Annotated in this window: 16 protein-coding genes and 2 tRNA genes; 11 read left to right on the forward strand and 7 right to left on the reverse strand. The window is 73.2% G+C overall.

All coding sequences use genetic code 11. The annotated features are described in order from the left end of the window. Complete coding sequence (locus IG78_RS0104195) at window positions 1-4,956, reverse strand: PAS domain-containing protein (RefSeq protein WP_078964796.1); 4,956 nt, start codon at window positions 4,954-4,956, stop codon at window positions 1-3. A 343-nt stretch (window positions 4,957-5,299) separates the two neighbouring features. Further along, window positions 5,300-5,872 (reverse strand): SSI family serine proteinase inhibitor, encoded by a 573-nt coding sequence (locus IG78_RS51015; RefSeq protein ID WP_030559815.1) that lies wholly within the window; start codon window positions 5,870-5,872, stop codon window positions 5,300-5,302. Between the two features lie 243 nt (window positions 5,873-6,115). Here IG78_RS51015 and IG78_RS0104205 point away from each other — a divergent pair. Next, window positions 6,116-6,206, forward strand: a tRNA-Ser gene (locus tag IG78_RS0104205). A 271-nt stretch (window positions 6,207-6,477) separates the two neighbouring features. Next, window positions 6,478-6,550 (forward strand) — tRNA-Arg (locus tag IG78_RS0104210). 116 nt (window positions 6,551-6,666) lie between these two features. Here IG78_RS0104210 and IG78_RS0104215 read toward each other — a convergent pair. Continuing rightward, the gene (locus IG78_RS0104215; RefSeq protein ID WP_030559816.1) at window positions 6,667-7,500 is read right to left on the reverse strand and encodes an MOSC domain-containing protein; all 834 of its coding nucleotides are present in this window, start codon (window positions 7,498-7,500) and stop codon (window positions 6,667-6,669) included. 127 nt (window positions 7,501-7,627) lie between these two features. Between IG78_RS0104215 and IG78_RS0104220 the strand changes: the two genes are divergently transcribed. From IG78_RS0104220 to IG78_RS0104255, 8 genes are all read left to right on the forward strand, one after another. Further along, a complete protein-coding gene (locus IG78_RS0104220; RefSeq protein WP_051852359.1) occupies window positions 7,628-8,671 on the forward strand; it encodes a DUF2797 domain-containing protein in 1,044 nt (347 codons plus the stop codon). A gap of 392 nt (window positions 8,672-9,063) precedes the next feature. Continuing rightward, window positions 9,064-9,969, forward strand: a complete 906-nt coding sequence (locus IG78_RS0104225) for an amidohydrolase family protein (protein ID WP_030559819.1) — start codon at window positions 9,064-9,066, stop codon at window positions 9,967-9,969. A 118-nt stretch (window positions 9,970-10,087) separates the two neighbouring features. Continuing rightward, window positions 10,088-10,834, forward strand: coding sequence for a response regulator transcription factor (locus tag IG78_RS0104230; protein ID WP_030559820.1), 747 nt, complete (start codon window positions 10,088-10,090; stop codon window positions 10,832-10,834). Between the two features lie 5 nt (window positions 10,835-10,839). Further along, the gene (locus IG78_RS51025; RefSeq protein WP_225881977.1) at window positions 10,840-12,801 is read left to right on the forward strand and encodes a sensor histidine kinase; all 1,962 of its coding nucleotides are present in this window, start codon (window positions 10,840-10,842) and stop codon (window positions 12,799-12,801) included. Window positions 12,802-12,948: 147 nt separating this feature from the next. Further along, a complete protein-coding gene (locus tag IG78_RS0104240) occupies window positions 12,949-14,394 on the forward strand; it encodes a bifunctional glycosyltransferase family 2/GtrA family protein (RefSeq protein WP_078964798.1) in 1,446 nt (481 codons plus the stop codon). After that, window positions 14,391-16,562 (forward strand): glycosyltransferase family 39 protein, encoded by a 2,172-nt coding sequence (locus tag IG78_RS0104245; RefSeq protein ID WP_030559823.1) that lies wholly within the window; start codon window positions 14,391-14,393, stop codon window positions 16,560-16,562. Before IG78_RS0104240 ends, IG78_RS0104245 begins: the two co-directional genes overlap by 4 nt. A gap of 100 nt (window positions 16,563-16,662) precedes the next feature. Beyond that, the gene (locus IG78_RS0104250; protein WP_051852343.1) at window positions 16,663-18,207 is read left to right on the forward strand and encodes an MFS transporter; all 1,545 of its coding nucleotides are present in this window, start codon (window positions 16,663-16,665) and stop codon (window positions 18,205-18,207) included. 105 nt (window positions 18,208-18,312) lie between these two features. Then, complete coding sequence (locus IG78_RS0104255) at window positions 18,313-19,119, forward strand: TetR/AcrR family transcriptional regulator (protein ID WP_030559825.1); 807 nt, start codon at window positions 18,313-18,315, stop codon at window positions 19,117-19,119. Between the two features lie 111 nt (window positions 19,120-19,230). Here IG78_RS0104255 and IG78_RS0104260 read toward each other — a convergent pair whose 3' ends face one another. From IG78_RS0104260 to IG78_RS0104270, 3 genes are all read right to left on the reverse strand, one after another. Then, window positions 19,231-20,058 carry a YceI family protein gene (locus tag IG78_RS0104260; protein WP_030559826.1) on the reverse strand — a complete coding sequence of 276 codons (828 nt, stop codon included), beginning with the start codon at window positions 20,056-20,058 and terminating at the stop codon, window positions 19,231-19,233. Between the two features lie 190 nt (window positions 20,059-20,248). Continuing rightward, entirely contained in the window at window positions 20,249-22,750 is a 2,502-nt protein-coding gene (locus IG78_RS0104265) for an MFS transporter (protein ID WP_037685100.1), read from the reverse strand. A gap of 110 nt (window positions 22,751-22,860) precedes the next feature. Next, complete coding sequence (locus IG78_RS0104270; RefSeq protein WP_030559829.1) at window positions 22,861-23,355, reverse strand: MarR family winged helix-turn-helix transcriptional regulator; 495 nt, start codon at window positions 23,353-23,355, stop codon at window positions 22,861-22,863. Window positions 23,356-23,535: 180 nt separating this feature from the next. Here IG78_RS0104270 and IG78_RS0104275 point away from each other — a divergent pair, with 180 nt between their 5' ends. Further along, entirely contained in the window at window positions 23,536-23,754 is a 219-nt protein-coding gene (locus IG78_RS0104275; protein ID WP_030559830.1) for a hypothetical protein, read from the forward strand. Window positions 23,755-23,901: 147 nt separating this feature from the next. On the opposite strand, the gene IG78_RS0104280 is transcribed toward IG78_RS0104275, so the two are convergent. Then, window positions 23,902-24,759, reverse strand: coding sequence for a hypothetical protein (locus IG78_RS0104280; protein WP_030559831.1), 858 nt, complete (start codon window positions 24,757-24,759; stop codon window positions 23,902-23,904). Window positions 24,760-24,827: the final 68 nt, after the last annotated feature.

Raw genomic sequence — 24,827 nt, forward strand, 5'->3', positions numbered from 1 at the left:
TCAGTTCGTACCGATCTTCGCGAGCAGATCCACGATCCGGCTCTGCACCTCGCCGCTCGTGGACCGCTCGGCCAGGAACAGCACGGTCTCGCCCGCGGCCAGCTTCGGCAGGTCGGTCTCGTCGACGGCGGCCGTGTAGACGACCAGCGGGGTGCGGTTCAACTGGCCGTTCGCGCGCAGCCAGTCGATGATCCCGGCACGCCGGCGGCGTACCTGGAGCAGATCCATGACCACCAGGTTCGGCCGCATCTGCGCGGCGAGCGTGACCGCGTCCGCGTCGCTCTCGGCCCGCGCCACCTGCATCCCGCGCCGCTCAAGCGTCGCGGTCAGGGCCAGCGCGATCTCCTCGTGCTCCTCGATGAGCAGCACGCGCGGCGGATGCTGTTCGCTGTCGCGCGGCGCGAGCGCCTTCAGGAGTACGGCGGGGTCGGCGCCGTACGCCGCCTCGCGCGAGGCCTGCCCGAGCCCCGCCGTGACCAGGACGGGCACCTCGGCGGCGACCGCGGCCTGGCGCAGCGACTGCAGCGCGGTACGCGTGATCGGCCCGGTCAGCGGGTCCACGAACAGGGCGGCAGGGAACGCGGCGATCTGCGCGTCGACCTCCTCGCGCGAGTGCACGATGACAGGACGGTAGCCACGGTCGCTGAGCGCCTGCTGGGTGGTGACGTCGGGTGCGGGCCACACCAGGAGACGGCGCGGGTTGTCCAGCGGCTCGGGCGGCAACTCGTCGTCCATGGGCTGCGGCTGCGGCCGGTTGGACACCTCCACGGCGCCTCCGGGACCGTCCAGAAGCTCAGGGCCCTCGTCGGCGTCCTGGTCCGGGGCGCCGATCGCGTAGGCACGACCGGTGCCTTCGGTGGTCGGCGAGAGCCGGGGCTGCGGCTGCACCCTGGCCTGCTGGGCCGAGGCCTGCGGGGCAGCGGCCTGCTGGGCCTGGGGCTGGGCCTGAGGCTGGGCTTGGGCTTGCTGGCGGGCCGCGTCCTGGCGCTCGTCGGTCGCAGGCTCAGGCGGTGTGGACAGCCGACGCCGACGTCCCGAGCCTCCCGCGGAGGGCTGTGCCGGAGTCTGCGCCGGGTCCGGCTGCGCGGGCTGTGGCTGCGGCAACGGCTGTGCGTGCGGGGCCTGCTGGGGCTGTGGGGGCTGTGGGGCCCCCTGAGTGTGGGGCTGGGGCTGCGGGGCCGGTGCTGCCTGGCGAGTGCGTCCCGGCCGGTCGGGAGGAGCCTGACGCCCGAACGGCACACCCTGGCCGAGCGTGCGCACGCTGATGGCGCGCCCCTGCGTCGAGTTCGGGTCGACGGGAGCGGTCTCGGCGGGCAGCGGCTGGGCGGCACGCGCGCGTGGGTCACGTTCCGGCGGCAGCGCGGCGCCGGGCGGGGGTGTGGGGGTGCCCCCGGCGGGCGTATCGCTCGGCGGGGTGCCATGTACCGGCATGCCCTGAACCGGCATGCCCTGTGCGGGTGTCGACGGTACGGACTCGGCGGGCGGGGTCTGCCGGGCGCGGCGGCGGCCGGTGGGGTTCTGCTGCTGCGGAACCGGGGCGGGGCCGGGCGTGGCCGGACCGCTGGTGGCGCCCTGCGCGGGGGTGCCCGGCGCGGGGGTGCCCTGGGCCGTGCCCTGGGCCGTGCCCTGGGCCGGGGTGCCCGGTGCGGCCACCGGACCGCGCGGCACGCCCTGTGCGTGGGGAGCCGCCGGACCGTACGGCATCGGGGCCTGCGCCGGGTGCGGCTCCAGGGGTGTGTGGTCCTCGGCCGGGTCGTGGAGGGCGGCGGAGTGCTGCCCGGGGGTGTCCTGGCGGGCAGGGTTCACGGCGCCGGTGGGGCTTACGGAACCGGTGGGGTTCATGGCGCCGGTGGGGTTCACGGCACCCGTGGGACTCACGGCACCCGCGGCGCCCGTCTCGGGCATGACTCCCGGAGCCGCCCCGGGCGCGACACCCGGAGCCCGCGCGGGCGCGCCCACCGGCACGCCCCCCTGCGCTCCCGAGGCCGCACCGCGCCGCGCACCGGCGACACGGGCGCCCCGCGCTCCCGCTGCCGGGGCACCGTGTGCTGCCGCGGCCATGTCGTCCTGGACCTGCGCGGACCCCTCGGGCGCCCCACCCTGCGCGGGCACCGCGGGCACACCGCCCGGCATGGGCACACCACTCGGCATGGGCACAGCGCTCTGCGCGGGCGCGCCACCCTGCACGGGCACACCACCCCGAGTACGCGCCTGAAGTCCTGCCTGCACACCGGCCGGTACGTTAACCGAGGCACCGACCTGCGCGGCAGCGCCGTGACCGGCACCCACCTGCCCGGCACCCACCTGCCCGGCACCCTGCGCCACGCCCACCTGCCCGGCCACGCCCACCTGCTCCGCCACGCCGGCCGCACCGCTGCCCGCCTCGCGGTCGGCCTCGGCAGGCGGCAGCGCGAACACGCGCCCGCTGGTGGTCTCTTCCGCGGCGGCACGCTCGCGGGCGGCGGCCAGCGCACGCCGGGCCCGTCGGCCACCGGGGCGCGGCGCGTCCCCGCCGTCTGCCCCGGCAGGACCACCGGCTTCCGGACCACTGGCTTCCGGACCCCAGGCGGGCTGTCCCGTACCCGAAGGCAACGCCAACGCCTGCTGCTCACCACCGCGCCGGGCTCGCCGCCCTGACGCCACGGCGATCTCCGCCGACCCGTGGCCGCCGTGCGCCGGGCCACCCTGTGACGGCACTCCCTGGGGCGGCACGGTCTCGCCGAGGGCAGCCGCTCCGGCAGCGTGCTCGGCGGCGGTCTTCACGGCGCCCTCGGCCGGACTCGGCCGCCCGCGCCGTCGACCCGTACCGCCGGAAGCGCCCGAAGCGCCCCCCGACGTGTCACCGGCACCTGCCCCGACGCCCCCGGCAGCCCCGGAATCGGCACCACCGGCGCCCGCCACCGCCTCAGGACCGGCACTCGCAGGACCCTCGGCCACGGCCCGCCGCCTGCGCCGCCCGGTCCCACCGGAGCCGTCGCCGCCCGCACCCGCATCGGTGTCGCCGGAAACGGCACCGTCCAGGAAGGAGTCCACAGAGGACCGCCGGGCCCGTCGGCGCCCGCCTCCGGTGCTGCCGGAGTCCCCGGAGCCGCCCGCCCCCTGCGCGGGCACCAAGGCGCCCGAACCAGCAGTCTCCGTAGAACCGGAGGAACCGGAGGAACCGGAGGAACCGGAGGAACCGGAGGAACCAACGGAGGCACTGGAGGCACCGGCGGCACCGGAGGATGGCCCACCGGCGGACACATCCCCCATGGGCACCTCAAGAACGAACGCACTGCCGTTCGTGCCCGGCACCTCGTGCGTCTGGAGCACGCCTCCGTGTGCCTCGACGACGCCCCGGACGACGGGCTCGTGCACCGGGTCACCCCCGGAGTACGGCCCGCGCACCTCGATGCGGACGACCTCGCCGCGCTGTGCGGCGGCCACGACCACGGTCGAGTCGACGTACGCCCCCGCTCCCGCGCGCGTGTTGCCGGTGGCGTCGATTCCGGCGACGTCGGCGATCAGATGGGCGAGGGCCGTGGCGAGGCGGCGCGCGTCCACCACGACCTCGATCGGCGGCGCGTGCACGGCGAACTGGGCCCTGCCGGGGCCGATCAGCTCGACGGCACCGTCGACTCCGGCGGCGACGACGGCGTCGAGCAGCACGGGCGTGCGCGCCAACTGCTCGGTACCGGCTTCGAGCCGCTGGTAGCCCAGGACGTTGTCGACGAGCGTCGTCATGCGGGCGTAGCCGGCGGACAGATGGTGCAGTACCTGGTTGGCCTCGGGCCAGAGCTGTCCCGCGTCGTCGGAGGCGAGGGCGGACAGTTCGCGGCGGAGCTCGTCGAGCGGGCCGCGCAGCGACCGGTCGAGGACGGCGACGAGCTGGCTGTGGCGCGCGGCGAGCGCCTCGTACCGCGTCTGCTCCCGCTCGGCGAGCTCCTCGTAGCGGTCCTTCTCGCGCTCGGCGAGCGCGGCGTACCGCTCCTGCTCGGCCGCGAGCTCCTCCTCGCGCAGCTCGGCGGCGGCCCGCAGCTCATCGGCGCGCCGCTCGGCGGCGTCCCTGAGCTCCGCTTCGCGCTGCTCGGCGGCGGTCCGCAGCTCCTCGGCGTGCCGGGCGACGGCGGCCTCGTACTTCTCGGCGAGGGCGTCGTACGGCCGCCGGTCGGTGAAGGTCATCACGGCGCCGACGAGCTGGTCACCGTCGCGCACGGGGGCCGTGGTCAGGTCGACGGAGACCTTCTCGCCGCTCTTGGACCACAGGACCTGTCCGCGTACGCGGTGCTTGCGGCCGGAGCGCAGGGTGTCGGCGAGCGGGGAGTCCTCGTACGGGAACGGCTCGCCGTCGGCGCGGGAGTGCAGGACGAGCGGGTGCAGCTCCTGGCCGCCGAGGTCGCTGGCGCGGAAGCCGAGTATCTGGGCGGCGGCCGGGTTGACGAGGACGACGCGGCCGTCGGTGTCGGTGCCGACGACGCCCTCGGCGGCGGCCCGCAGGATCATCTCCGTCTGCCGCTGCGACCGGGCGAGTTCGGCCTCGGTGTTGAGCGTTCCCGACAGATCACGGACGACGATCATCAGCATCTCGTCGCCGCTGTAGCCGCCGTACCCGCCGTGGCTGCCGAACCGCTCGTCGTACGCCTGCCGGCTGTCCTCAAGGTTGGAGCTGGTGACCTCTACGGGGAACTCGCTGCCGTCCGTGCGCCGGGCGATCATCCGCTTCGGCTTGGTACGTCCCTGTTCGTCCAGCGTCACCGGGCGGCGCATGGAGCCGGGGATGAGTCGGGAGTCGAACTCCGGCAGCAGATCTAGCAGTCCGCGCCCCACGAGCGCGGTGCCGGGTGCCTCGAAGGCCTCGAGCGCGATGGCGTTCGCGTTCACGACGGTCCCGTTGGCGTTGACGAGCACCAGCGCGTCCGGGAGCGCGTCGAGTATGGCTGCGAGGCGAGCAGCGCCTCGGGATGGCCTGCTGCTCACGACGACGCTTCCTCCCTGATCACTGCACCTTGCCGACCGACCGGGCCATCTTGCCTCGCGGCCCGTGACGTGTCACGGGAGGGAGTCTACGGGGAGTGGTTGCGGGCGCGACGCCGGATGAGAGGGAGGTCGCACGCAGAAGCTGTGAGCCTTCAGTAGTGCCTGGTCACAGAAGGGTCAAGCGTGCCCTTCTTAAGAAGGGCACGCCGGACCCATCGCCTCCGGTTCCGGCCGGGGTGCCGTCCGCCACTGGCTCACGGGTCGCACGGCCCTGCTTCAGGCGCCGTCCGCCCTTGCCTAAGGCGCCGTCCGCGCCTGCCTCACGCGCTGTCCGCGCCCCGCCTCACGCACCGTCCGAAGGCAGCACCGGCACGAGGCTGTTCCACCGCGAGATCTCACACCCGTCGGTGCGGGAGAAGGCGGCGTCGATGTGCCGCCCCTGCCACTCGCCGCGGACGCGGGCGGTCTGCGGGCCGCCGTACTGCTGGGTGCACATGGTGCCGCGCGGGACCGCCTTGAACGGGTCCAGGCCCTCGGCCGCGAGCTGATCGAGCCGTTCGCACGCGGCACCGGGTGAAGCGTGCGAACCCCCGTCGGGGGCGCACCGCAGGGTGTACGTGCCGTCGCCGGCGCCCCCGGTCCCGCTCACGGTGATGGTCAGCCGATGCCTGCCGTGCTCACCGGGCCCGATGTCCTGGACGCCGGCTGCTTTCCCGACCTTCTCGACCTTCTCGACCTTCTCGACCTTCCCGGCTTTCTCGGCTTTCTGGACCTTCTCGACTTTCTCGACGGTGGCCGCTCCGGCCGGGCCCGCGGCGCCCGGTGGGCAGGCCTGCGCGGTGGTGGGGCCCGCGGTGAGGACGGCGAGGGTCGTGGCGGCGGTGAGGAAGAGGCGGCGTGGCGTGAGGTGCTGCACGGGGGCTCCCCTGGGGACGCGGTGGCGGCGAGGCGCGGCACGGCCAGGCCGTCGGCGCCGGAGCCGTGTCGGTCCCCGGCGCCCACCGCCTATAACGCCGTGAGCCCCGTCGCGTTGCGCCCCCGGTTTTGACTTTGCCCTGCGGGCCGCACGGCTAGTACCGTGGAGCCGCGATTGGTGACGCGCCCCCTGGCTGTGTCATCATCTGCACGCACCTCCGCGCTCGCGTGGAAGTGCAGGTTGGGAGGCGTCGCCTAGTCCGGTCTATGGCGCCGCACTGCTAATGCGGTTTGGGTCTTAAAGCCCATCGAGGGTTCAAATCCCTCCGCCTCCGCACCACGATCCGAAGCCCCGGTCACCCGACCGGGGCTTCGGCCGTATCCGCCACCCTTCACCCCGCACGCCTCCCCCGCACCGGCACAGCTTCGGTGGGACGCCCGTGGGTTCGAGGGGCGCCGGAGAGCCCCCTGATGGGTATTTGCCCAGGTCAGGCGGGATGCGGGAAACGGATTTCGCCTCACGGCGCAGGTCATGTAATGTTGTTCTCGCAACGCCGACCGGGGCGAAAAGGCCCGGGAGGAAGAGCAACACAACAGAAAAACCAAGCACTCGTAGCTTAACGGATAGAGCATCTGACTACGGATCAGAAGGTTGCAGGTTCGAATCCTGCCGAGTGCACACAGACAAGAGGCCCCGGATCACTCCGGGGCCTCTTGCGTTTCCGGGGCGTACAGCACCGAAGCACGGCAACGCCCGTGCCCGCCGCCGACCCACGCAGTCGGCGGCGTCTCGGCTCAGGGGACCTCGGGCGCACCCCACGTGCCGACCGTCACCTCGTCGCCCACGGACAGCTTGCCGGCGTGCAGTACGGCGTACTTCGTGCCGAGTGCGACCCCGCCCCGGGGTGCGCGGCGGTAGGTGGCGAGGGTGCGCAGCGGCTCCGGGCCCGCCCTGCGGCCGGCGTCCTGGTCGACCAAGGTGACGGCGCAGCGGATCGCTGCCTTTGTGTAGCCGAGTTCGGTGGTGCCGATCGTGAGGTGGTGGGCGCGGTCCTCGGTGTGCGGCTCGTCCCAGCCCGCCACGACGATGTTGGGGCGGAAGCGGTCCATCGGCAGTGGCTCACCGCCCCGCTTGACGATCTTCTCGTTCAGGAGGTCCACGGTCGCCAGGGAGATGAGGTGCAGCGCGCTGCTGTCGGCATAGCCGGAGGTGCCGGGCGTCGAGCCGTCGGTCACGCGGTCGTGTTCCGGCGGTACGCGGACCAGTCTGCTGGGGGTGCCGCCCAGCACGTCCGACAGCCACTCCGCCGCCGCGTCGCCCTGGTCGATGCCCTGGTACGGGGCTCCGAAGAGGTCCACGTCCCGGCGGGCGCCGGTCGTGTCCACGTCGATGTCCACGGAGCCGTGGGCGTCGGCGCGCAGCGTGAGCCGGTCGCCGTCCGCGGTGATCGTGGGGCGGATCAGCGCGAGGCGTGGGTCCCGCCGCTGCGTCCGGTACCCGCCGTCCTCGGTGACGACCATGAAGCTGCGGTCGTGCGCGAGGCCCGCGGCCGTCAGGACGGCCTCATCCGCCGCCGTTCCCGCGCAGCCCTTGACGGGGTAGTACGACAACTCGGCGACGACGGCCATGATGTGGTCCCCTTCTGCGGTCCCGGCGGGCGTGCCCTGTCACCCGTGACGGTAACCAATCACGGCAGGGAGCCTCGCGTGCTGTTCCACGGCACGATTGTCAGTGGCGTGCGGCATGCTCGTTTCCATGACGTGGTGGTGCACGGGGGTGCGGTGGCGGGTCGGTGCGGGGCCCGTCCTCGGGTGGTACGCGCCGGGGCGCGGCGAGCGGGAGAGCGCGCTGTCGGCCGGGGGCGAGATCGCCTTCCGGGTCCGGGGCGGGCGGCGCTGTCTCGGGGTGCGGCGGGGCGGCCGGTGGACGGTGTGCCCGACGGGCGCCGCGGTGGCCGGGCGGGCCACGCGGGCGCAGTGCGAGGAGTGCGCGCGCGTCGACCGGGCGCACTCGGTCGCGGCGGACACCTTCGCCGACGACCCGCGTCCGTACCACGTGTACGTGGCCTGGTTCGGCCCCGGACTGGTGAAGGTGGGCATCACGGGCGTCGCGCGGGGCGGCGCGCGCCTCCTGGAGCAGGGCGCCGTGGCCTACACCTGGCTCGGCCGGGGGCCGTTGATGGCGGCGCGCAGGACGGAGGAACTGCTGCGGACCGCCCTCGGCGTACCGGACCGGATTCCGTACGAGCGGAAGCGGGTGCTGCGGGCGCGACTCCCCGGAGCGGAGGAGCGGGCGGGCGAGCTGGCGGGGGTCCACCGGCAGGCGGTGGCGCTCGGCGGCTGGCCGGAATCGCTGGAGCGGCTGGCGTGCGAAGTCGTGGACCACGGCGAGGTGTTCGGGCTCGCCGCGCTCGGCCGTTCCGGCGGACCCGGTGGTCCGGGTGCCCCAGTTGATCAGGCGGCCCCGGGTGCTCCGGGGGGTCCCCACGGTTTCGCCGCCGACCTGGGGCAGGCCGTGGAGCAGTTGACCGACGGCGGAGTGGTGGCGGGGACTCTCCTCGCCGCGGCAGGACCCGATCTGCACCTGTCCGTGGATGCGGGCGGGCGGACGCGGGGGTCCGGCACGCGGGAGTCCGGGATGTGGGGGCCCGGCACGCGGGAGCTGGTGATCGACAGTCGGCTGATGAGCGGGTGGCCGCTGGTGGGCCTCGGCGACGCCGCCGCCGTGGACACGAGCGTCGCGGGAGCCGTGACGGTCCCTGTACGGGAGATACCTGTGGTGCAGGGCGGGCTGTTCTGATTCCGAGGGCTTCGTCGACCGGAAGGCAAAGTCCCGCCGCCCGTAGGGCGATATCGGGCACCGGAGGGTGGACAGGGGATCGGCGCGCACCCGACCGTGTGTGTCATGAGTGATCAACCTGATGATGATGCTGCTGCCGTAGACGGGAGTGACAGCCCCGGACCCGGCCCCGGGGGCCCTTTCCCACCTCCCTACTACACCGTCGTGTTCAGCTCCCTGCGCTCTCCGGGGGACAACGACTACGGCGCGACCGCCGAGCGTATGGAGGAGCGGGTGCGGGCCGTGCCCGGGTTCCTCGGGATGGACTCGGCGCGGGGCACGGGTGCGGGGCCGCAAGGAGTGGTACGAGGACTACGTCGTGCACGTCGCCAAGGTCGAGCGGAGTTACGGAATTGAGTGAGGAAGCGACCGCCCCGGCGGACGAGGCGGACCAGGTCACCGCCTTCTGGCGGCGTCTCGGCCTGCCAGGACTCGTCGACGTACACACCCACTTCATGCCCGAGCGCGTCCTCGCGAAGGTGTGGAACTACTTCGACTCGGTCGGCCCGCTCACGGGCGTGCAATGGCCGATCACCTACCGGCACGACGAGGAGCGGCGGCTCGCCGTGCTGCGGGGGTTCGGGGTGCGGGCGTTCACATCGATGCTGTACCCGCACAAGGCGGGCATGGCGGAGTGGCTCAACAACTGGGCGGCGGAGTTCGCTGCGCGGACGCCGGACTGTCTGCACACGGCGACGCTGTTCCCCGAGCCGGACGCCGCGCGCTATGTGCCGGAGGCGGTCGCGGCCGGGGCGCGGGTGTTCAAGTCGCATGTGCAGGTCGGCGCGTACGACCCGAACGACGCGCTCCTGGACCCGGTCTGGGGCCTCCTCGCCGAGGCCGGGATCCCGGTGGTGATGCACTGCGGCTCAGGTCCCGCGCCCGGCAAGCACACCGGGCCCGAACCGGTGGGCCGGCTGCTCGGGCGCCATCCGCGACTGCCGCTCGTCGTGGCGCACATGGGGATGCCGGAGTACGCGGACTTCCTCGACCTGGCCGAACGGTACGAGGGGGTGCGGCTCGACACGACCATGGCGTTCACGGACTTCGGCGAGCAGGCGGCACCGTTCCCGCGTGCCGATCTCGGCCGCCTCACCGAACTCGGGCTCGGCGGCAAGATCTTGCTCGGTACGGACTTCCCCAACATCCCCTACGGGTACGTCCATCAGCTCGAGGCCCTGGAGCGGCTCGACCTCGGCGACCACTGGCTCCGAGCGGTGTGCCACGGGAACGGGGCGCGGCTCTTCGGCCTGGAGTGAGAGTCCGACGACGCCCCGAAGGGATCCCGGCGGCGCCCCCGGCACCCCGCAGGGTTTTCTCAGGGAATTCACAGGCGGGCACAAGCCGTCTCTCACCGCCGCCGCCGACCCTTGGGGCATGACCACGACATCGCCCCGGGGGCGTACCGAACTGCTCAGGCCGGACGGGAGCCCCGTCCGCGTGCTCGTCGTGGACGACGAGGTGTCGCTCACCGAACTGTTGTCCATGGCGCTGCGCTACGAGGGCTGGGACATCCGCAGCGCCGGTGACGGCGCGGGGGCGGTGCGGGCCGCGCGCGGTTTCCGGCCCGACGTCGTCGTGCTCGACATGATGCTGCCGGACATGGACGGCCTGGCCGTGCTCGGGCGGCTGCGCAGGGAGCTGCCCGACGTGCCCGTGCTGTTCCTCACGGCCAAGGACGCCGTCGAGGACCGCATCGCCGGACTCACCGCGGGCGGCGACGACTACGTCACCAAGCCGTTCAGCCTCGAAGAGGTCGTCGCGCGGCTGCGCGGCCTGATCCGGCGGTCCTGGGCGTCGGGCCGCCGCAGCGAGTCGGTGCTCGCCGTCGGCGATCTCACGCTCGACGAGGACAGCCACGAGGTGACGCGCGGCGGTGAGTCCATCCATCTGACCGCCACCGAGTTCGAGCTGCTCCGCTACCTCATGCGCAATCCGCGGCGCGTGCTCAGCAAGGCGCAGATCCTCGACCGGGTGTGGAACTACGACTTCGGGGGCCAGGCCAACGTCGTGGAGCTCTACATCTCCTATCTGCGCCGCAAGATAGACGCAGGCCGGGAACCGATGATCCACACGCGGCGGGGCGCCGGGTACCTCATCAAGCCCGCCGTCCTGGTGGCGTGACCCGGCTGCGCGGCCCCCGAACGCCCCGCGCTCTCCGCACGCCCCGCACCCTCCGCACGCCCCGTACCCTCCGCACCCGCCTGGTCGTCTCCGCCGTCGCCCTGATCGCCGTGGTCTGCGCGGTGATCGCGACCGTCACGACGATCGCCCTGCGCTCGCACCTGTACGAGCAGTTGGACGGCGCACTCGGGCAGGTCGCGATGCGTGCGGCCGGGCCCCCGGCGGGCTCCGCCGGACTGCCGGACCACCGCGAGGGCAAGATCATCACGCCGGGCATCCCCGGCCTCGGTACCGAAACAGGTCCCTGCACAGACCCCGAAGCAGACCCCGACGCAGACCCCAACTCAAGCCCCGACACAGCCCCCAGCCCCGGCAAGGCCCCCGGCAAAACCGGCGGCCCCCTGCGCTTCGTCACCTTCGGCCCCCAGGAAATCGGCACCGTCGGTGCCGTCGTCGACGCGGACGGCACGGTCGGCGCCGGTTCCGTGAGCGCCGAGCGGGACGCGGCCGACGTGTCCCTCGGCGCCGTCGCCGTGGGGCTCGACGAGGCCCAGCTCGCCGCCCTCGCCACCGTCTCCCGGGACGGCGAACCGCACACCGTCGACGTGCCGGGGCTCGGCGAGTACCGCGTCGAGTACGCCACCGGCGGCAACGGCGACTACCTCGTGGGACTGCCCACCGCCAAGGTCGGCACCACCCTGCGCACGCTCGTCGTCACCGAGGTCAGTGTCACCGCGGCGGGCCTGGTCGCCGCCTCGTTCGCGGGCGCCGCCATGGTCGGGGTGGCCCTGCGCCCGCTGCGCCGCGTCGCCGCCACGGCCGCCCGGGTCTCCGAGATCCCCCTGCACAGCGGAGAAGTGGCCCTGCACGAGCGGGTCCCCGACGCCGAGGCCGACGCGCGCACCGAGGTCGGCCAGGTCGGCGCCGCGCTCAACCGCATGCTGGACCACGTCCACGCGGCGCTGCGCGCACGCCAGCACAGCGAGACGCGGGCGCGCCGCTTCGTCGCCGACGCCAGCCACGAGCTGCGCACCCCGCTCGCGTCCATCCGCGGGTACGCCGAGCTGACGCGCCGCGGCCACGAGGAGACCGGGCCCGACACCCGGCACGCCCTCGGCCGCATCGAGTCCGAGGCCGCCAGGATGACCGGCCTGGTCGAGGACATGCTGCTGCTCGCCCGCCTCGACGCGGGCCGCGAGAGCGGCACGGTGCCCCCGCCCACCTGCGGGAGCGGCACAGCGCCCCCGCCGACCTGCGGGAGCGGTACGGCACCCCCGCCGACCTGCGAGGGCGGTACGGCACCCCCGCCGACCTGCGAGGGCGGTACGGAACACCCGACGACCTGCGAGGGCGGTACGGAACACTCGCCGACCTGCGAGGGCGGTACGGAACACCCGACGCCCCGCGGGAGCGGCACGGCACGCCCGCTGACCCGGGAGAGCGGCACGGCACGCCCCCTGGACCGCGAGCCCCTCGACCTCTCCCCGCTCGTCGTCGACGTCCTGAGCGACGCCCGCGCCGCGGGCCCCGACCACGTCTGGCGCCTGGAACTGCCCGACGACCCGGCGCAGGTCCTCGCCGACCGGGCCCGCGTCCACCAGGTCCTCGCCAACCTCCTCGCCAACGCCCGCACCCACACCCCACCCGGCACCACGGTGACCGCACGGGTGCGCCACCACGGCACCTGGGTCGGCCTGGACGTCGTGGACGACGGGCCCGGCATCGCCCCCGACCTGCGCCCGCACGTCTTCGAACGGTTCGCGCGCGGCGACTCCTCCCGCTCGCGCGCCCATGGCTCGACGGGCCTCGGCCTCGCCATCGTGCACGCGGTCGTGACCGCGCACGACGGCACCGTGACGGTCACCAGCGAGCCCGGCAACACGGTGTTCGCGGTACGGCTGCCCGCTCACGAGGAGCCGCCGATCCTCTCGCCGTACGAGGTGGCGGCGCACCCGGCAGCCCCGTAGGGGGTACGCCCCTACGGGACGGACGGGATGAACGGGACGAACGAGACCCCAGCCGCCGCACCCGCCCCCGTACGGGTTCCATGACTCACAGTCGCGCCACAGCCCCACCACACAGCCCTGACAGCGCGGCCGACGAGCGTCGGCCGTATGCCAACCGACGCTTCCCCGGGGCCGTCGGGAGCCCCGCCGACCCGGGCCACCCCGCCGACCCGGGCCACCCCGCCGACCCGGGCCACCCTGCCGACCCGGGCCCACCTGCCGGTCCAAGACGCGCACGCCCAGAGCGGCGGCCCCCGCGACGTACCGAAACCCCCCGTCCTGGACATCGTCATCCCGGTCCACAACGAGGAGAAGGACCTGCCGCGGTCCGTGCGCGGACTGCACGACCACCTCACGCGGACCTTCCCCTACCGCTTCCGCATCACCATCGCCGACAACGCCTCCACCGACACCACACCCCGCCTCGGGGCCCGGCTCGCCGCCCACGTTCCCGACGTGACGTACGTACGCCTGGAGGAGAAGGGCCGCGGGCGCGCGCTGCGTGCCGTATGGGCCGCGTCCGACGCGCCCGTGCTCGCGTACATGGACGTGGACCTGTCCACGGACCTCAACGCGCTGCTCCCCCTCGTCGCACCGCTGATCTCCGGCCACTCCGACCTCGCGATCGGCTCCCGGCTCGCCCGCGCCTCGCGCGTGGTGCGCGGGCCCAAGCGGGAGTTCGTGTCGCGGACGTACAACCTCATCCTGCGCGGCTCGCTGCACGCCCGCTTCTCCGACGCGCAGTGCGGGTTCAAGGCGCTCAGGGCGGACGTGGCACGGGAGCTGCTGCCGCTGGTCGAGGACACCGGCTGGTTCTTCGACACCGAGATGCTCGTCCTCGCCGAACGGGCGGGCCTGCGCATCCACGAGGTGCCCGTCGACTGGGTCGACGACCCGGACTCGACGGTCCACATCCTCCGTACGGCGGCCGATGACCTCAGGGGCGTCTGGCGCGTCGGCCGCGCGCTCGCCGTGGGCGCGCTCCCTCTGGACCGGCTCGCGCGCCCCTTCGGTGACGACCCGCGCGACCGCGAGCTGCCGGGGGTGCCGGGCGGCCTCGCCCGCCAGCTCGTCGGCTTCTGCGCGGTGGGCGTGCTCTCCACGCTGTTCTATCTGCTCCTGTACTCCGGGTTCCGTACGGTCACGGGGTCGCAGGCGGCCAACGCGGGAGCCCTCCTCGTCTCCGCCGTCGCCAACACGGCGGCCAACCGCCGTCTCACCTTCGCCGTACGCGGCCGCGACCACGCCGTGCGCCACCAGGCGCAGGGGCTCCTTGTCTTCGCCATCGGGCTCGCCCTGACCAGCGGTTCCCTCGCGGCCCTCGACGCGGCGGCGCGGCACCCCGCGCACTCCGCGGAGCTCACCGTCCTCGTCGTCGCGAACCTCGCGGCGACGGTCCTCCGCTTCCTGCTCCTGCGCTCCTGGGTCTTCCCGGACCCCACCCGCACCACCGCACGCACGCAGCCCACCGCACGCACGCAGCCCACCGAACCCCCGCAGCCCACCGAACCTCCGCAGCCCACCGGCCCCCACCACCCGAGGACCCCCCGATGACCACAGTCCCACCACCCGCCACAGTCGCCACGCCCGCGGGAGCCCGACGCGGCCGGAGAGCGGCCGGGCTTCTCGTCCGACTGTGGCGGGGCCGCGCCGACGACGCCCGCTGGGTGCGGCCCGCCTTCCTCGGGCTGCTCCTGGCCACGGCCGTGCTGTACGTCCACGACCTCGCCGCCTCCGGCTACGCCAACTCCTTCTACTCCGCGGCCGCGCAGGCCGGCAGCCAGAGCTGGAAGGCGCTGTTCTTCGGCTCGCTGGACGCGGGCAACTCCATCACCGTCGACAAGCCCCCGGCCGCGCTGTGGCCGATGGCCCTGTCCGTGCGCCTCTTCGGCCTGAACTCGTGGGCGATCCTGCTGCCGCAGGCACTGTTCGGCGTCGCGACGGTCGCCGTGCTCCACGCCGCCGTACGCCGCCGCTTCAGCGCGGTCGCCGGACTGCTCGCGGGCGCCGTGCTCGCGCTCACTCCGGTCGCCGCGCTGATGTTCCGCTTCAACAACCCCGACGCGCTGCTCACGCTCCTGATGACCGTCACCGTGTACTGCGTGCTGCGCGCCCTGGAGCACGCCCGCACCAAGTGGCTGGTGTGGGCGGGCGTCGCGGTCGGCATCGCGTTCCTCACCAAGACGCTGCAGGCGTTCCTGATCCTGCCGCCGCTCGCGGTCCTGTACGCGGTGTGCGCGCCGACACGGCTGCGCCGACGCCTTGGCCAACTCGCCCTCGCCACCGGGGCGATGGTCGTCGCGGGCGGCTGGTGGGTCGCCGCCGTCGAACTGTGGCCCGAGTCCTCGCGCCCCTACATCGGCGGCTCACAGGACAACTCCTTCCTGGAGCTGACCTTCGGCTACAACGGCCTCGGCCGCATCAACGGCGAGGAGACGGGCAGCGTCGGCGGGCGCCGCGTCGTCGAGGGCGGCGGCTACGCCGGAGGCCCCGGCGGCGGCCCGGACGTCGTGCGTGGCGGTTGGGGCGAGAGCGGCCTCGACCGGATGTTCAACCCCCAGGTCGGCGGGCAGATCTCCTGGCTGCTCCCGGCGGCCCTGCTGCTCCTGGTCGCCGGGCTGATCGTGACGTGGCGTGCGCGGCGCACGGACACCGCGCGGGCGGCGTTCGTGGCGTGGGGCGGCGCGCTCCTGATGACCGCCGCGGTCTTCAGCTTCATGGCCGGGATCTTCCACGAGTACTACACGGTCGCCCTCGCCCCCTGCATCGCGGCGCTTGTCGGCATGGGCGCGACGGTCCTGTGGGAGGAGCGCGCCAAGCGGTGGGCGGCCGTGGCCCTCGGCGGCACCGCCGCGGTGACGGCCTGGTGGGGGTACGAACTCCTCGCCCGGACCCCGGACCACCTGCCCTGGCTGCGCACGGCCGTCCTGGTGGCGGGGCTCGCGGGAGCGGCGGGACTGCTGCTCACGGCGCGCCTCGGGCGGCGGCTCGCCCTCACCGCCGTGGGGCTCGGCCTCGCGGCGTCCCTCGCCGGACCGGTCGCGTACACCCTGTCCACGGTGGACAACCCGCACACCGGCTCGATCGTGACGGCCGGGCCCGCGGTGGCCGGGCGGACGGGCGGCGGGATGGTGATCATCGGCCCTGGCCCCGGCCAGGGTCCTGGCTGGGCGAAGGCCCAGGACGGCGCCCGCCCACCCGGCGGCAACCAGCAGGGCCAGAACAAGCCCCCCGGCAACCAGCAGGGCCAGCCGCCTGGCAACCACCAGAATCCGCAGGGCCAGCCGCCCGGCAGCCGGCAGAACCGCCGCGGCATGGGCGGCCTCCTCGACGGCGCCCGGGTCAGCCCGGCCGCCAAGCGCCTCCTGGAGCGCGACGCGGGGGGCCACACCTGGGCAGCCGCAGCCGTGGGCGCCCAGAACGCCGCCAGTTACCAACTGGCCACCGGCGATCCGGTGATGGCGATCGGCGGCTTCAACGGCAGCGACCCGTCACCCACCCTCGCCCGGTTCAAGAGCCTGGTGGCCGACGGCAGGATTGCCTACTTCATCGCGGGCAACGCCTCCGGCAACGGCTCGGGCGGCGGCGTGGGCACAGGCCTCGGCCCGGCCGGCGAGGGCGACGCGGCCCGGATCACCTCATGGGTGACGGAGAACTTCACCAAGGTCACGGCGGGCGACAGCACCTTCTACGACCTGACGGAACCCAAGCAGAAGGGCTGACGGGACCACGCGCCGCAGAACTAGCTGTACAGCGTATGGCACTTCCTCTACGGTGTACGTCGCACACATCGACGTACACCGTAGAAGAGAAGGAGTCCCGATGACGGCGACGACCGCCGACAGCCCCGGGGCGGCCGCCGAACCGGGCGGCCGCCACCCGCAGCGCTGGCTGATCCTGGGCGTCATCTGCCTCGCCCAGCTCACCGTGCTGCTCGACAACACCGTCCTGAGCGTCGCGATCCCCTCGCTCACCCATGAGCTCGACGCGTCGTCGTCCGACATCCAGTGGATGATCAACGCGTACTCGCTCGTCCAGTCGGGCCTGCTGCTCACCGCGGGCAGCGCCGCCGACCGCTACGGCCGCAAGAAGCTGCTGACCGCGGGCCTCGTCCTGTTCGGCATCGGCTCGCTGGTGGCCGGTCTGTCCCAGACCTCCGCGCAGTTGATCGCGGCGCGCGCCGGTATGGGCATAGGCGGTGCGCTTCTGATGACGACGACTCTCGCGGTCGTGGTGCAGCTCTTCGACGACGCCGAGCGGGTCAAGGCGATCGGCCTCTGGGCGACCGTCAACTCCCTCGGCTTCGCCGCGGGCCCGCTGCTCGGCGGCTTCATGCTCGACCACTTCTGGTGGGGCTCGATCTTCCTGATCAACATCCCGGTGGCGCTGATCGGCGTGGTCGCGGTGGTGCGGATGGTGCCCGAGTCCAAGAATCCGCAGGGCGACCGCCCCGACCTGCTCGGCGCGCTGCTCTCGACCATCGGCATGGCCTCGGTGGTGTACGCGATCATCTCAGGGCCCGAGCACAACTGGACGTCGGCGCGGGTCCTGGTCGCGGCGGGGGTCGGCATCGGCGTCCTCGCGCTGTTCGCGCTGTGGGAGCTGCGTGCCCCGTACCCCATGCTCGACATGCACTTCTTCCGGAACAAGCGCTTCATCGGAGCGGTGACGGGCGCGATCCTGGTGGCTTTCGGCCTCGGCGGCTCGCTCTATCTGCTCACCCAGCACCTCCAGTTCGTCCTCGGGTACGAACCCCTAGAGGCGGGCCTGCGCACGGCGCCCCTCGCGGCGACCGTCGTGGTGCTCAACCTGGTGGGCATCGGCGCGAAGGTGCACGCCAAGCTGGGCACGCCGGTGACGATCCTGACCGGCATGACGATGCTGGCGGGCGGTCTGGCCGTGGTCGCCTCGTTCGGCGGCCACGACTACGCGGGCATGCTCGTCGGACTGATCCTGATGGGCGCGGGCATCTCGTTCGCCATGCCCGCGATGGCCAACGCCATCATGAGCGCGATCCCGCCGGAGAAGGCGGGTGTGGGCGCGGGCATCAACGGCACCCTCGCCGAGTTCGGCAACGGCCTCGGCGTCGCGGTGCTCGGCGCGGTCCTGAACTCCCGCTTCTCGGCCCTGGCCACGGTGTCCGCGGCGTCGTTCCCCGCCGCCATGGCGGCGGCGGAGTCGGCGGGCGAGCGGGAGCGCATCGCGGACGCGTTCTCCTCCGGCCTTGAGACCAGCCAGTTGGTCGGCGCGGTGGCGCTGTTCCTCGGCGGCGCGCTGGCCGCGGCATTGCTGTGGCGGGCGGAGCGGGCAGACTCCCCGCGGCGCCCGGCGCAACCGGAGGACACGGCGGAGAAGACGACCGCGTAGCCGCGTCGGCATAGCATCGGGGACGGGCGGACCGGGACTTTCCGACCGCCCGTCTCCCCGGAGAATCAGCACCCACCCACACGAGCAGGACCAGGAAGGTGCGCCATGGCGAAGGCAGCCGACCGCGCGAAGCGAGCGGCGCGCACGAGCGTCTGGCTGGAGGGCAAGGCCCGCCGCGGCACCTCCCGCAGGGGCGAGAAACCGGCAGGGCTCGACCGCGACCGCATCACGGCGGCCACGGTCCGGCTCCTGGACGCGGAGGGGCTCGCCAAGTTCTCCATGCGCAGGCTCGCCGCGGAGCTCGACGTCACGGCGATGTCCGTGTACTGGTACGTGGACACCAAGGACGACCTCCTGGAGCTGGCGCTCGACGCGGTGTGCGTGGAGGTGCCGCTGCCCGACACCTCGTCCGAACCCGAGAAGTGGCGCGAGCAACTGCGCGAACTGGCCGACGGCTACCGGGAACTCCTGGTCCGCCACCCCTGGGTGTCGCCGCTCGTCGGCGAGTTCCTGAACATCGGCCCCAACTGGCTGAGGTTCTCCCTCGCCATCCAGCAGGCCGTCGGCAACACCGGCCTCCCGCCCGACCGGCGGAACGGGGCCATCGCCGCGGTGTTCCAGTTCGTGTACGGGTTCGGGACCATCGAGGGGCACTTCCTCGCCCGGTGCGCGGCGGCCGGGATGACCCAGGACGAGTACTTCCGGGACGCGGTCGGCACCGTCAACGAGGAGCTGGCCACGAACGAGGCGGTGCGGTCGGCCCAGGAACTCATGGCGGCCCGCAGCGAGGGCACCGTCGCTCAGATGTGGGAGCGGGACTTCATGATCGCCCTGGATCTGATGATCGCGGGCATCGAGGCACTCCTGGACCCGGACCGCCCGCTGACCCCGCCTGCCCCCGCCGGTTCCTGACCCCGCCTGCCCCGCCGGTTCCTGACCCCGCCTGCCCCGCCGGTTCCTGACCCCGCCCGGGGCGGGCTCCCGACCCGCCTGCCGCCGGGTCCTGGGACCCGGCGCCGGGCCCTACACCTGCGGCAGGCTCTCGCCCTGCACCGCCTGGATGTCCAGCTCCACCCGCAGCGTCGTGCCGATGGCCGAGATGCCCGCCTGGAGCACCTGGTTGTAGTTCATGGCGAAGTCCTCGCGGCGCAGCTCGGCGGTGGCGCGGAACGCCGCCCGGGTGCCGCCCCACGGGTCGGCGCCGGTGCCGAGGTAGGCCAGGTCCAGGTCCACGGGGCGCACGACCCCGTGCATGCCGAGCTCGCCGTGGACCGTCCACCGGTCGGCGCCCGCGGGTTCGAGGCCTGTCGACCGGTAGGTGATCTCCGGGTACGTCTCCACGTCCAGGAAGTCCGCGGACTTCAAGTGCCCGTCCCGCAGGGCGTTGCCGGTGTCGATGGACGCCGCCCTGATCACCGCGTCGACCCGCGACTTCTCCAGGTCACCGGGGTTCTGCGCGATCTCGATGCGCCCCGAGAACTCGGCGAACCGCCCCCGCACACTGGAGATCCCCAGGTGCTGGGCGACGGCGCCCACGGATGAGTGGACGGGGTCGATGGTCCACGGCCCGGGCGGCGGCAGCTCGGTGCCGCCGGCGCGGGCGAGCACCACGGTGCCGATCTCGGCCCGCCCGCTCGCCGTGACGAGGGCCGTGGCGGCGGCGGGCGCGTACCCGACCGCGGTGACGATGACGGTGTACGGGCCAGGCGCGAGCTCCGTGGTGTCCCGCACCGCGCCTTCCCCGTCGACCCCGGCCCGCAGCACCTGCGAACCCGTCATGTCCGTGACCGTCACGACGGCATGCGGCACGGCCCATCCGTCCCGGGTCCGAATCCGCCCACTGAGTCCCACGTTTCCCACTCCTCGTACAGGTCCAAGAACAGGTCCAAGAACCAAGGCCCGAGAACCAAGGTCCAAAAGAAATCGGCCCCCGGCGGTGGCGACCGGCCGTCCCCTGCCGTCGCGTCGCCACCGTTCCGGGGGCCCTCCACACCGCCCCGGGGCCGCGTCCGCTCAAAGCGCGGCCCCGGGGCGGGGTCGGTCACTCGCCGGGGTGGGCGAGTTCGATGTCGTGGCCTTCGACGACGCCGCTGTCACCGGCCACGGACAGGCTTGTGGCCACCGGCGGGTATCCGGTCGCGATGACCGTGTACTCGCCGCCGTCCAGGTCGGTGAAGGCGTACTCGCCGTCCGCACCGGTCGTCGCGGAGGCCACCACGTTGCCGGCCGCGTCCACGAGCGTGACCCGCGCGCCGTTCAGCGGACCGCCCGCGGCGCGCACGGTGCCGAGCACCCGGGAACCGGAGCGCAGCTCCACCTCGACGCGGGTGACACCCACGGTGGAGACCTCGACGGGCAGCGCCACCGGCCGGTGTCCCGCCGCGTTCACGGCGACGGTCACGGGCCCGGGCACAAGCTCGCTGAAGGCGAAGTCGCCCTGCTCACCGGAGGCGCCGGTGGCGAGCACGTCGCCCCGCACATCGGTCACGACCACCATGGCGCCCGCGACGGGCAGCTTGGCGTCCGCGGTGCGCACCAGTCCCGTGAGCCCGCTCGTACCGCTCAGGAGCAGGTCGTACGCGAGCGGCTCGGTACCGACCACGACCGTGGCGGCCTGCGGCTGGAAGCCGTCGGCGGAGGCGATGAGGACGTACGAGCCGGCGCCGGGGGCGTCCAGGGAGTACGAGCCGTCGCCCTGCGCGACGGAGCGGCCGAGCTGCTGCCCGCCGAGCGAGATCAGCGTGACCGCGGCGCGCGGCACGGGCGCGCTCTCGGCGCCGCGCACGAAGCCGCGTACCGGCACTCCGCCGGTGGTCTGCGCGGGCGCGTCACCGGACCCGGCGACGGACGCGACGGCGGCGAGCCGCTGCGTGCCTTCGGGGCCGGCCTGCGGGGTGGGCTCGGTGCGCGACGCCACGGAGGCGAGCACGGGCTCGTCGGCGGCCGCGGTTCCGTCGGCGTCGGCCCGCACGGCCGCGGCGGTCTCGGGGGAGACCGGGGCGGCGGAGGAGTCCGCGCCCTGCGCGAGGGCGCCCGCCGTACGCAGCGGCACCTCCTTGATGAACAGGGTCACGAGGAACGCGGCGAACGCGATGGGCGCGGCGATCAGGAACACGTCCGCGATGCCGTGGCCGTAGGCGCTCTCCATCACGGTCCGCAGCGGCGCGGGCAGCGCGTCCAGGTCCGGGATGCCGCCACCGCCGGTACCGCCGTGGCCGAACGCGGCGCCCTTCGGGCCGAGGTCGGCGAGGCCGTCCTTGACGTAGTCGCTGATGCGCGTGGCCATCACGGCGCCGAGCGCGGAGACGCCCATGGCGCCACCGAGGGACCGGAAGAAGGTGACGACGGAGCTCGCGGAGCCGATGTCCTCGGGCGCGACCTGGTTCTGCGTGCAGAGGACGAGGTTCTGCATCATCATGCCGATGCCGAGACCCATGAGGACCATGTAGCAGGCGATGTGCCAGTACGGGGTGTCGTACCGCATGGTGCCGAGCAGACCGAGGCCCGCGGTGAGCAGCACGCCGCCGCTGACGAGCCAGGCCTTCCACTTGCCCGTCTTGGTGATCAACTGGCCCGAGAGGGTGGACGAGACGAACAGGCCCGCGATCATCGGGATCGTCATGACGCCCGACATCGTCGGCGACTTGTCGCGCGCCAACTGGAAGTACTGGCTGAAGAACACGGTGCCCGCGAACATCGCGACGCCGACGAACAGCGAGGCGACCGAGGCGAGCGCGATGGTGCGGTTGCGGAACAGGCGCAGCGGGATGATCGGCTCGCTGGCCTTGGACTCGACGAGCAGGAACAGCAGGCCGAGGACGATCGAGCCGGCCACCATCGCGTACGAGGGCGTCGACAGCCAGTCGTACTTCTTGCCGGAACCGGAGCCCGCGAAGGTCACCCACACCAGGAGCAGCGAGACGGCGGCGGTGATGAAGAAGGCACCGGCCCAGTCGACCTTGACCTCCCGCTTCACGACGGGAAGCTTCAGGGTCTTCTGGAGCACGATCAGGGCGATGACCGCGAAGGGCACGCCGACGTAGAAGCACCAGCGCCAGCCGAGCCAGGAGGTGTCGGTGATGACGCCGCCGAGCAGCGGACCGCCGACGGTGGCGACGGCGAAGGTCGCACCGAGGTAGCCGGAGTAACGCCCGCGCTCGCGCGGGGAGATCATCGCGGCCATGACGATCTGGGCGAGGGCCGACAGACCGCCGACGCCGATGCCCTGCACGACACGGCAGGCGATCAGCATCCCGGCGTTCTGCGACAGACCGGCCGCGGCCGATCCGAGCACGAAGATGACCAGGGCTATCTGGACGAGCGTCTTCTTGCTGAACAGGTCGGAGAGCTTGCCCCACAGCGGGGTGCTCGCCGTCATCGAGAGCAGTGCGGCGGTGACGACCCAGGTGTAGGCGGACTGGCCGCCACCGAGGTCACCGATGATCTCGGGCAGGGCGTTGGAGACGATCGTCGACGACAGGATCGCGACGAACATGCCGAGCAGGAGGCCGGAGAGGGCCTCCATGATCTGCCGGTGCGTCATCGGGGCACCGTCGGCGCCACGGCCGTGTCCGCCGTGCGCTCCGTGCTTGGCATGGCTGCCCCGCACACCGGATGGTGTGGATGTTGCCATGGGGTTCCTTTTCCTGGTTCTTACGCGGGTGTACGGGTTGTTTCCTCGGTCGCGTGCGCGGGCCCGGGAAGCCGGGCCGAAGCCGCTCGGCAGTCCCCGAAGCTGGTGCGCAGGCGCCCGAGCAGCGCGCTGAGCCGGCCGACGTCCTCGTCGGACCAGTCGTGCAGGTAGTGGGCGAGGGTCCGCATGGAGAGCTCGGACAGCTCCGCGAACTTGGCCTCGCCCGCCGGGGTGAGCCGCAGGATGCGCGAGCGCTTGTCCGCCGGGTCCGGGGCCCGGTCGATCCAGCCCCGCTCGGCGACGTGCGCGACATGCCTGCTGGTCACCGACATGTCGACGGCGAGCAGCTCCGTGAGTCTGCTCATCCGCATCTCGCCGTGGCGCTGCAGCAGGGTGAGCACGGCGGCGGAGCCGCCCGGGCAGTCGGCGGGAAGTCCGCGACCCAGGCCGCGCTTCACCGCGCCGATCGCGCTGAGCTGGCGGGCCAGCTCCTCGTACTCACGCTGTGCGGCCACGGCACCCACCCTCACTACTATTCGTTGCTTAGGGCAACCATAGAAGCAGTTGGTTGCCACAGGCAAACTAAAATCGGGCGAAAGGTTTAAAGGCCTGGCAAAGGTCTACGCCGTCGGATGTAAAGTCGCCGGTCAGCGGGGGTTGGGCCGGGCGCGGGGAGTTCGCTAGGGTCCTGATTCATGGCACACAACCCCCATGCTCCTCAGGGTCCCGAGGGCCAGCACGACCCGGCGGGCTCCACCCAGATGTTCCGCGCCTTCGTCGACGAGCCGCCGCAGGGCGGCCGCGCTCAGCAGCGGCAGGCGGCGGCCCCGGCGGGCCCGCGCGTCGGGCTCATTCTCGGCGTGATCGTCGGCGTCGTGATCGTCGCGGCGGTGGCCTGGCTCGCGCTGAAGTAGCCACCCCGTAGCCGCTTCGCCGCTTCGGACTCGCTGCTTCCGCTGCGCTGCTTCGTGTTTCCGTTCCGCTGCTTCTGTTCCGTTCCGCTGCTTCTGTTCCGCGTCGTCCGCTTCTGTTCCGCGTCGGCTACTTCCACCGCACGTCGGCTACTTCCACCGCACGTCGACGTCCCGCGTCTCGATGTGCATACCTAGCGGAACACGCCACCAGTCGACACAAATCGGCCAAGTCTTCTGCACGGTTCTCCCGGCCCCGAGGGGCGCCGGGAGCTTCCGTGTGGACTCGATCGTTCCCCAGTCCACGCCGAGGCCGCCGATGATGTGCGTGCTGAGGGTAACGCTGCCCGAACGCACCGGTGCGCCACCGGTGTTGCGGAAGCTGAGGGTCACGTCCTCGCACCAGCGCTTGTCGGCGGCCTGGCGCCGGGGTGCGCCGACCTTCAGGGCCGCGGGGGCCGGTGGGGCGGGGGTGCTCGGCGGGCGGGTGGCCCCGGGGGCGGTCGGGTCGCTCCCGCTGCTGTTGCCGGGACGTCCGGGCCGGTGATCGCCTTCGCCGTTCCCGTTCCCGTTCCCGGTCGCGTTGTCGTTCCCGTCGAGGCCGCTGCTGCCCGGTGCCGGGCTCCGGCTGCCGGGGGTCGTGGGGCTGCGGTTGCCCGGGGTGTCCTGGGCGCGCGAACTCGGCCCCCGGTCAGGGGACTTGACGTCCCGGTCCGGGTCCGCGCCGGGCTCTCCCGGGCCCTGGCCCGGAGCCGCACCCGGAGGCCTCCCTGAGGGTGCCCCCGAGGGCCTGCCGTCCAGCGGTACGAACTCCACGCCCCCGCCGGGTGGTACCGCCCCGTCAGGGCCCGCCTCCGGGCCGTCCGCGGCCGCGCCGGTGGCCACATGACCCTCGCGTCCGTCGCCGCCGCACGCGGCGAGCAGCCCGCCCACGCACAGCACGACCGCCGAGGCCCCGGCCAGGGCACCCCGGCGGCCACGTCCGCCACTCCACGCACCAGGAAGCATCGCGCCAGTGTGGCTGACGCTCCGTCAATTAGGAACCCTGTCAACAGGACCGGGGGGCGGCAGTTCGG

The organism is Streptomyces aureocirculatus, from assembly GCF_000720475.1.
GTDB lineage: Bacteria > Actinomycetota > Actinomycetes > Streptomycetales > Streptomycetaceae > Streptomyces > Streptomyces aureocirculatus.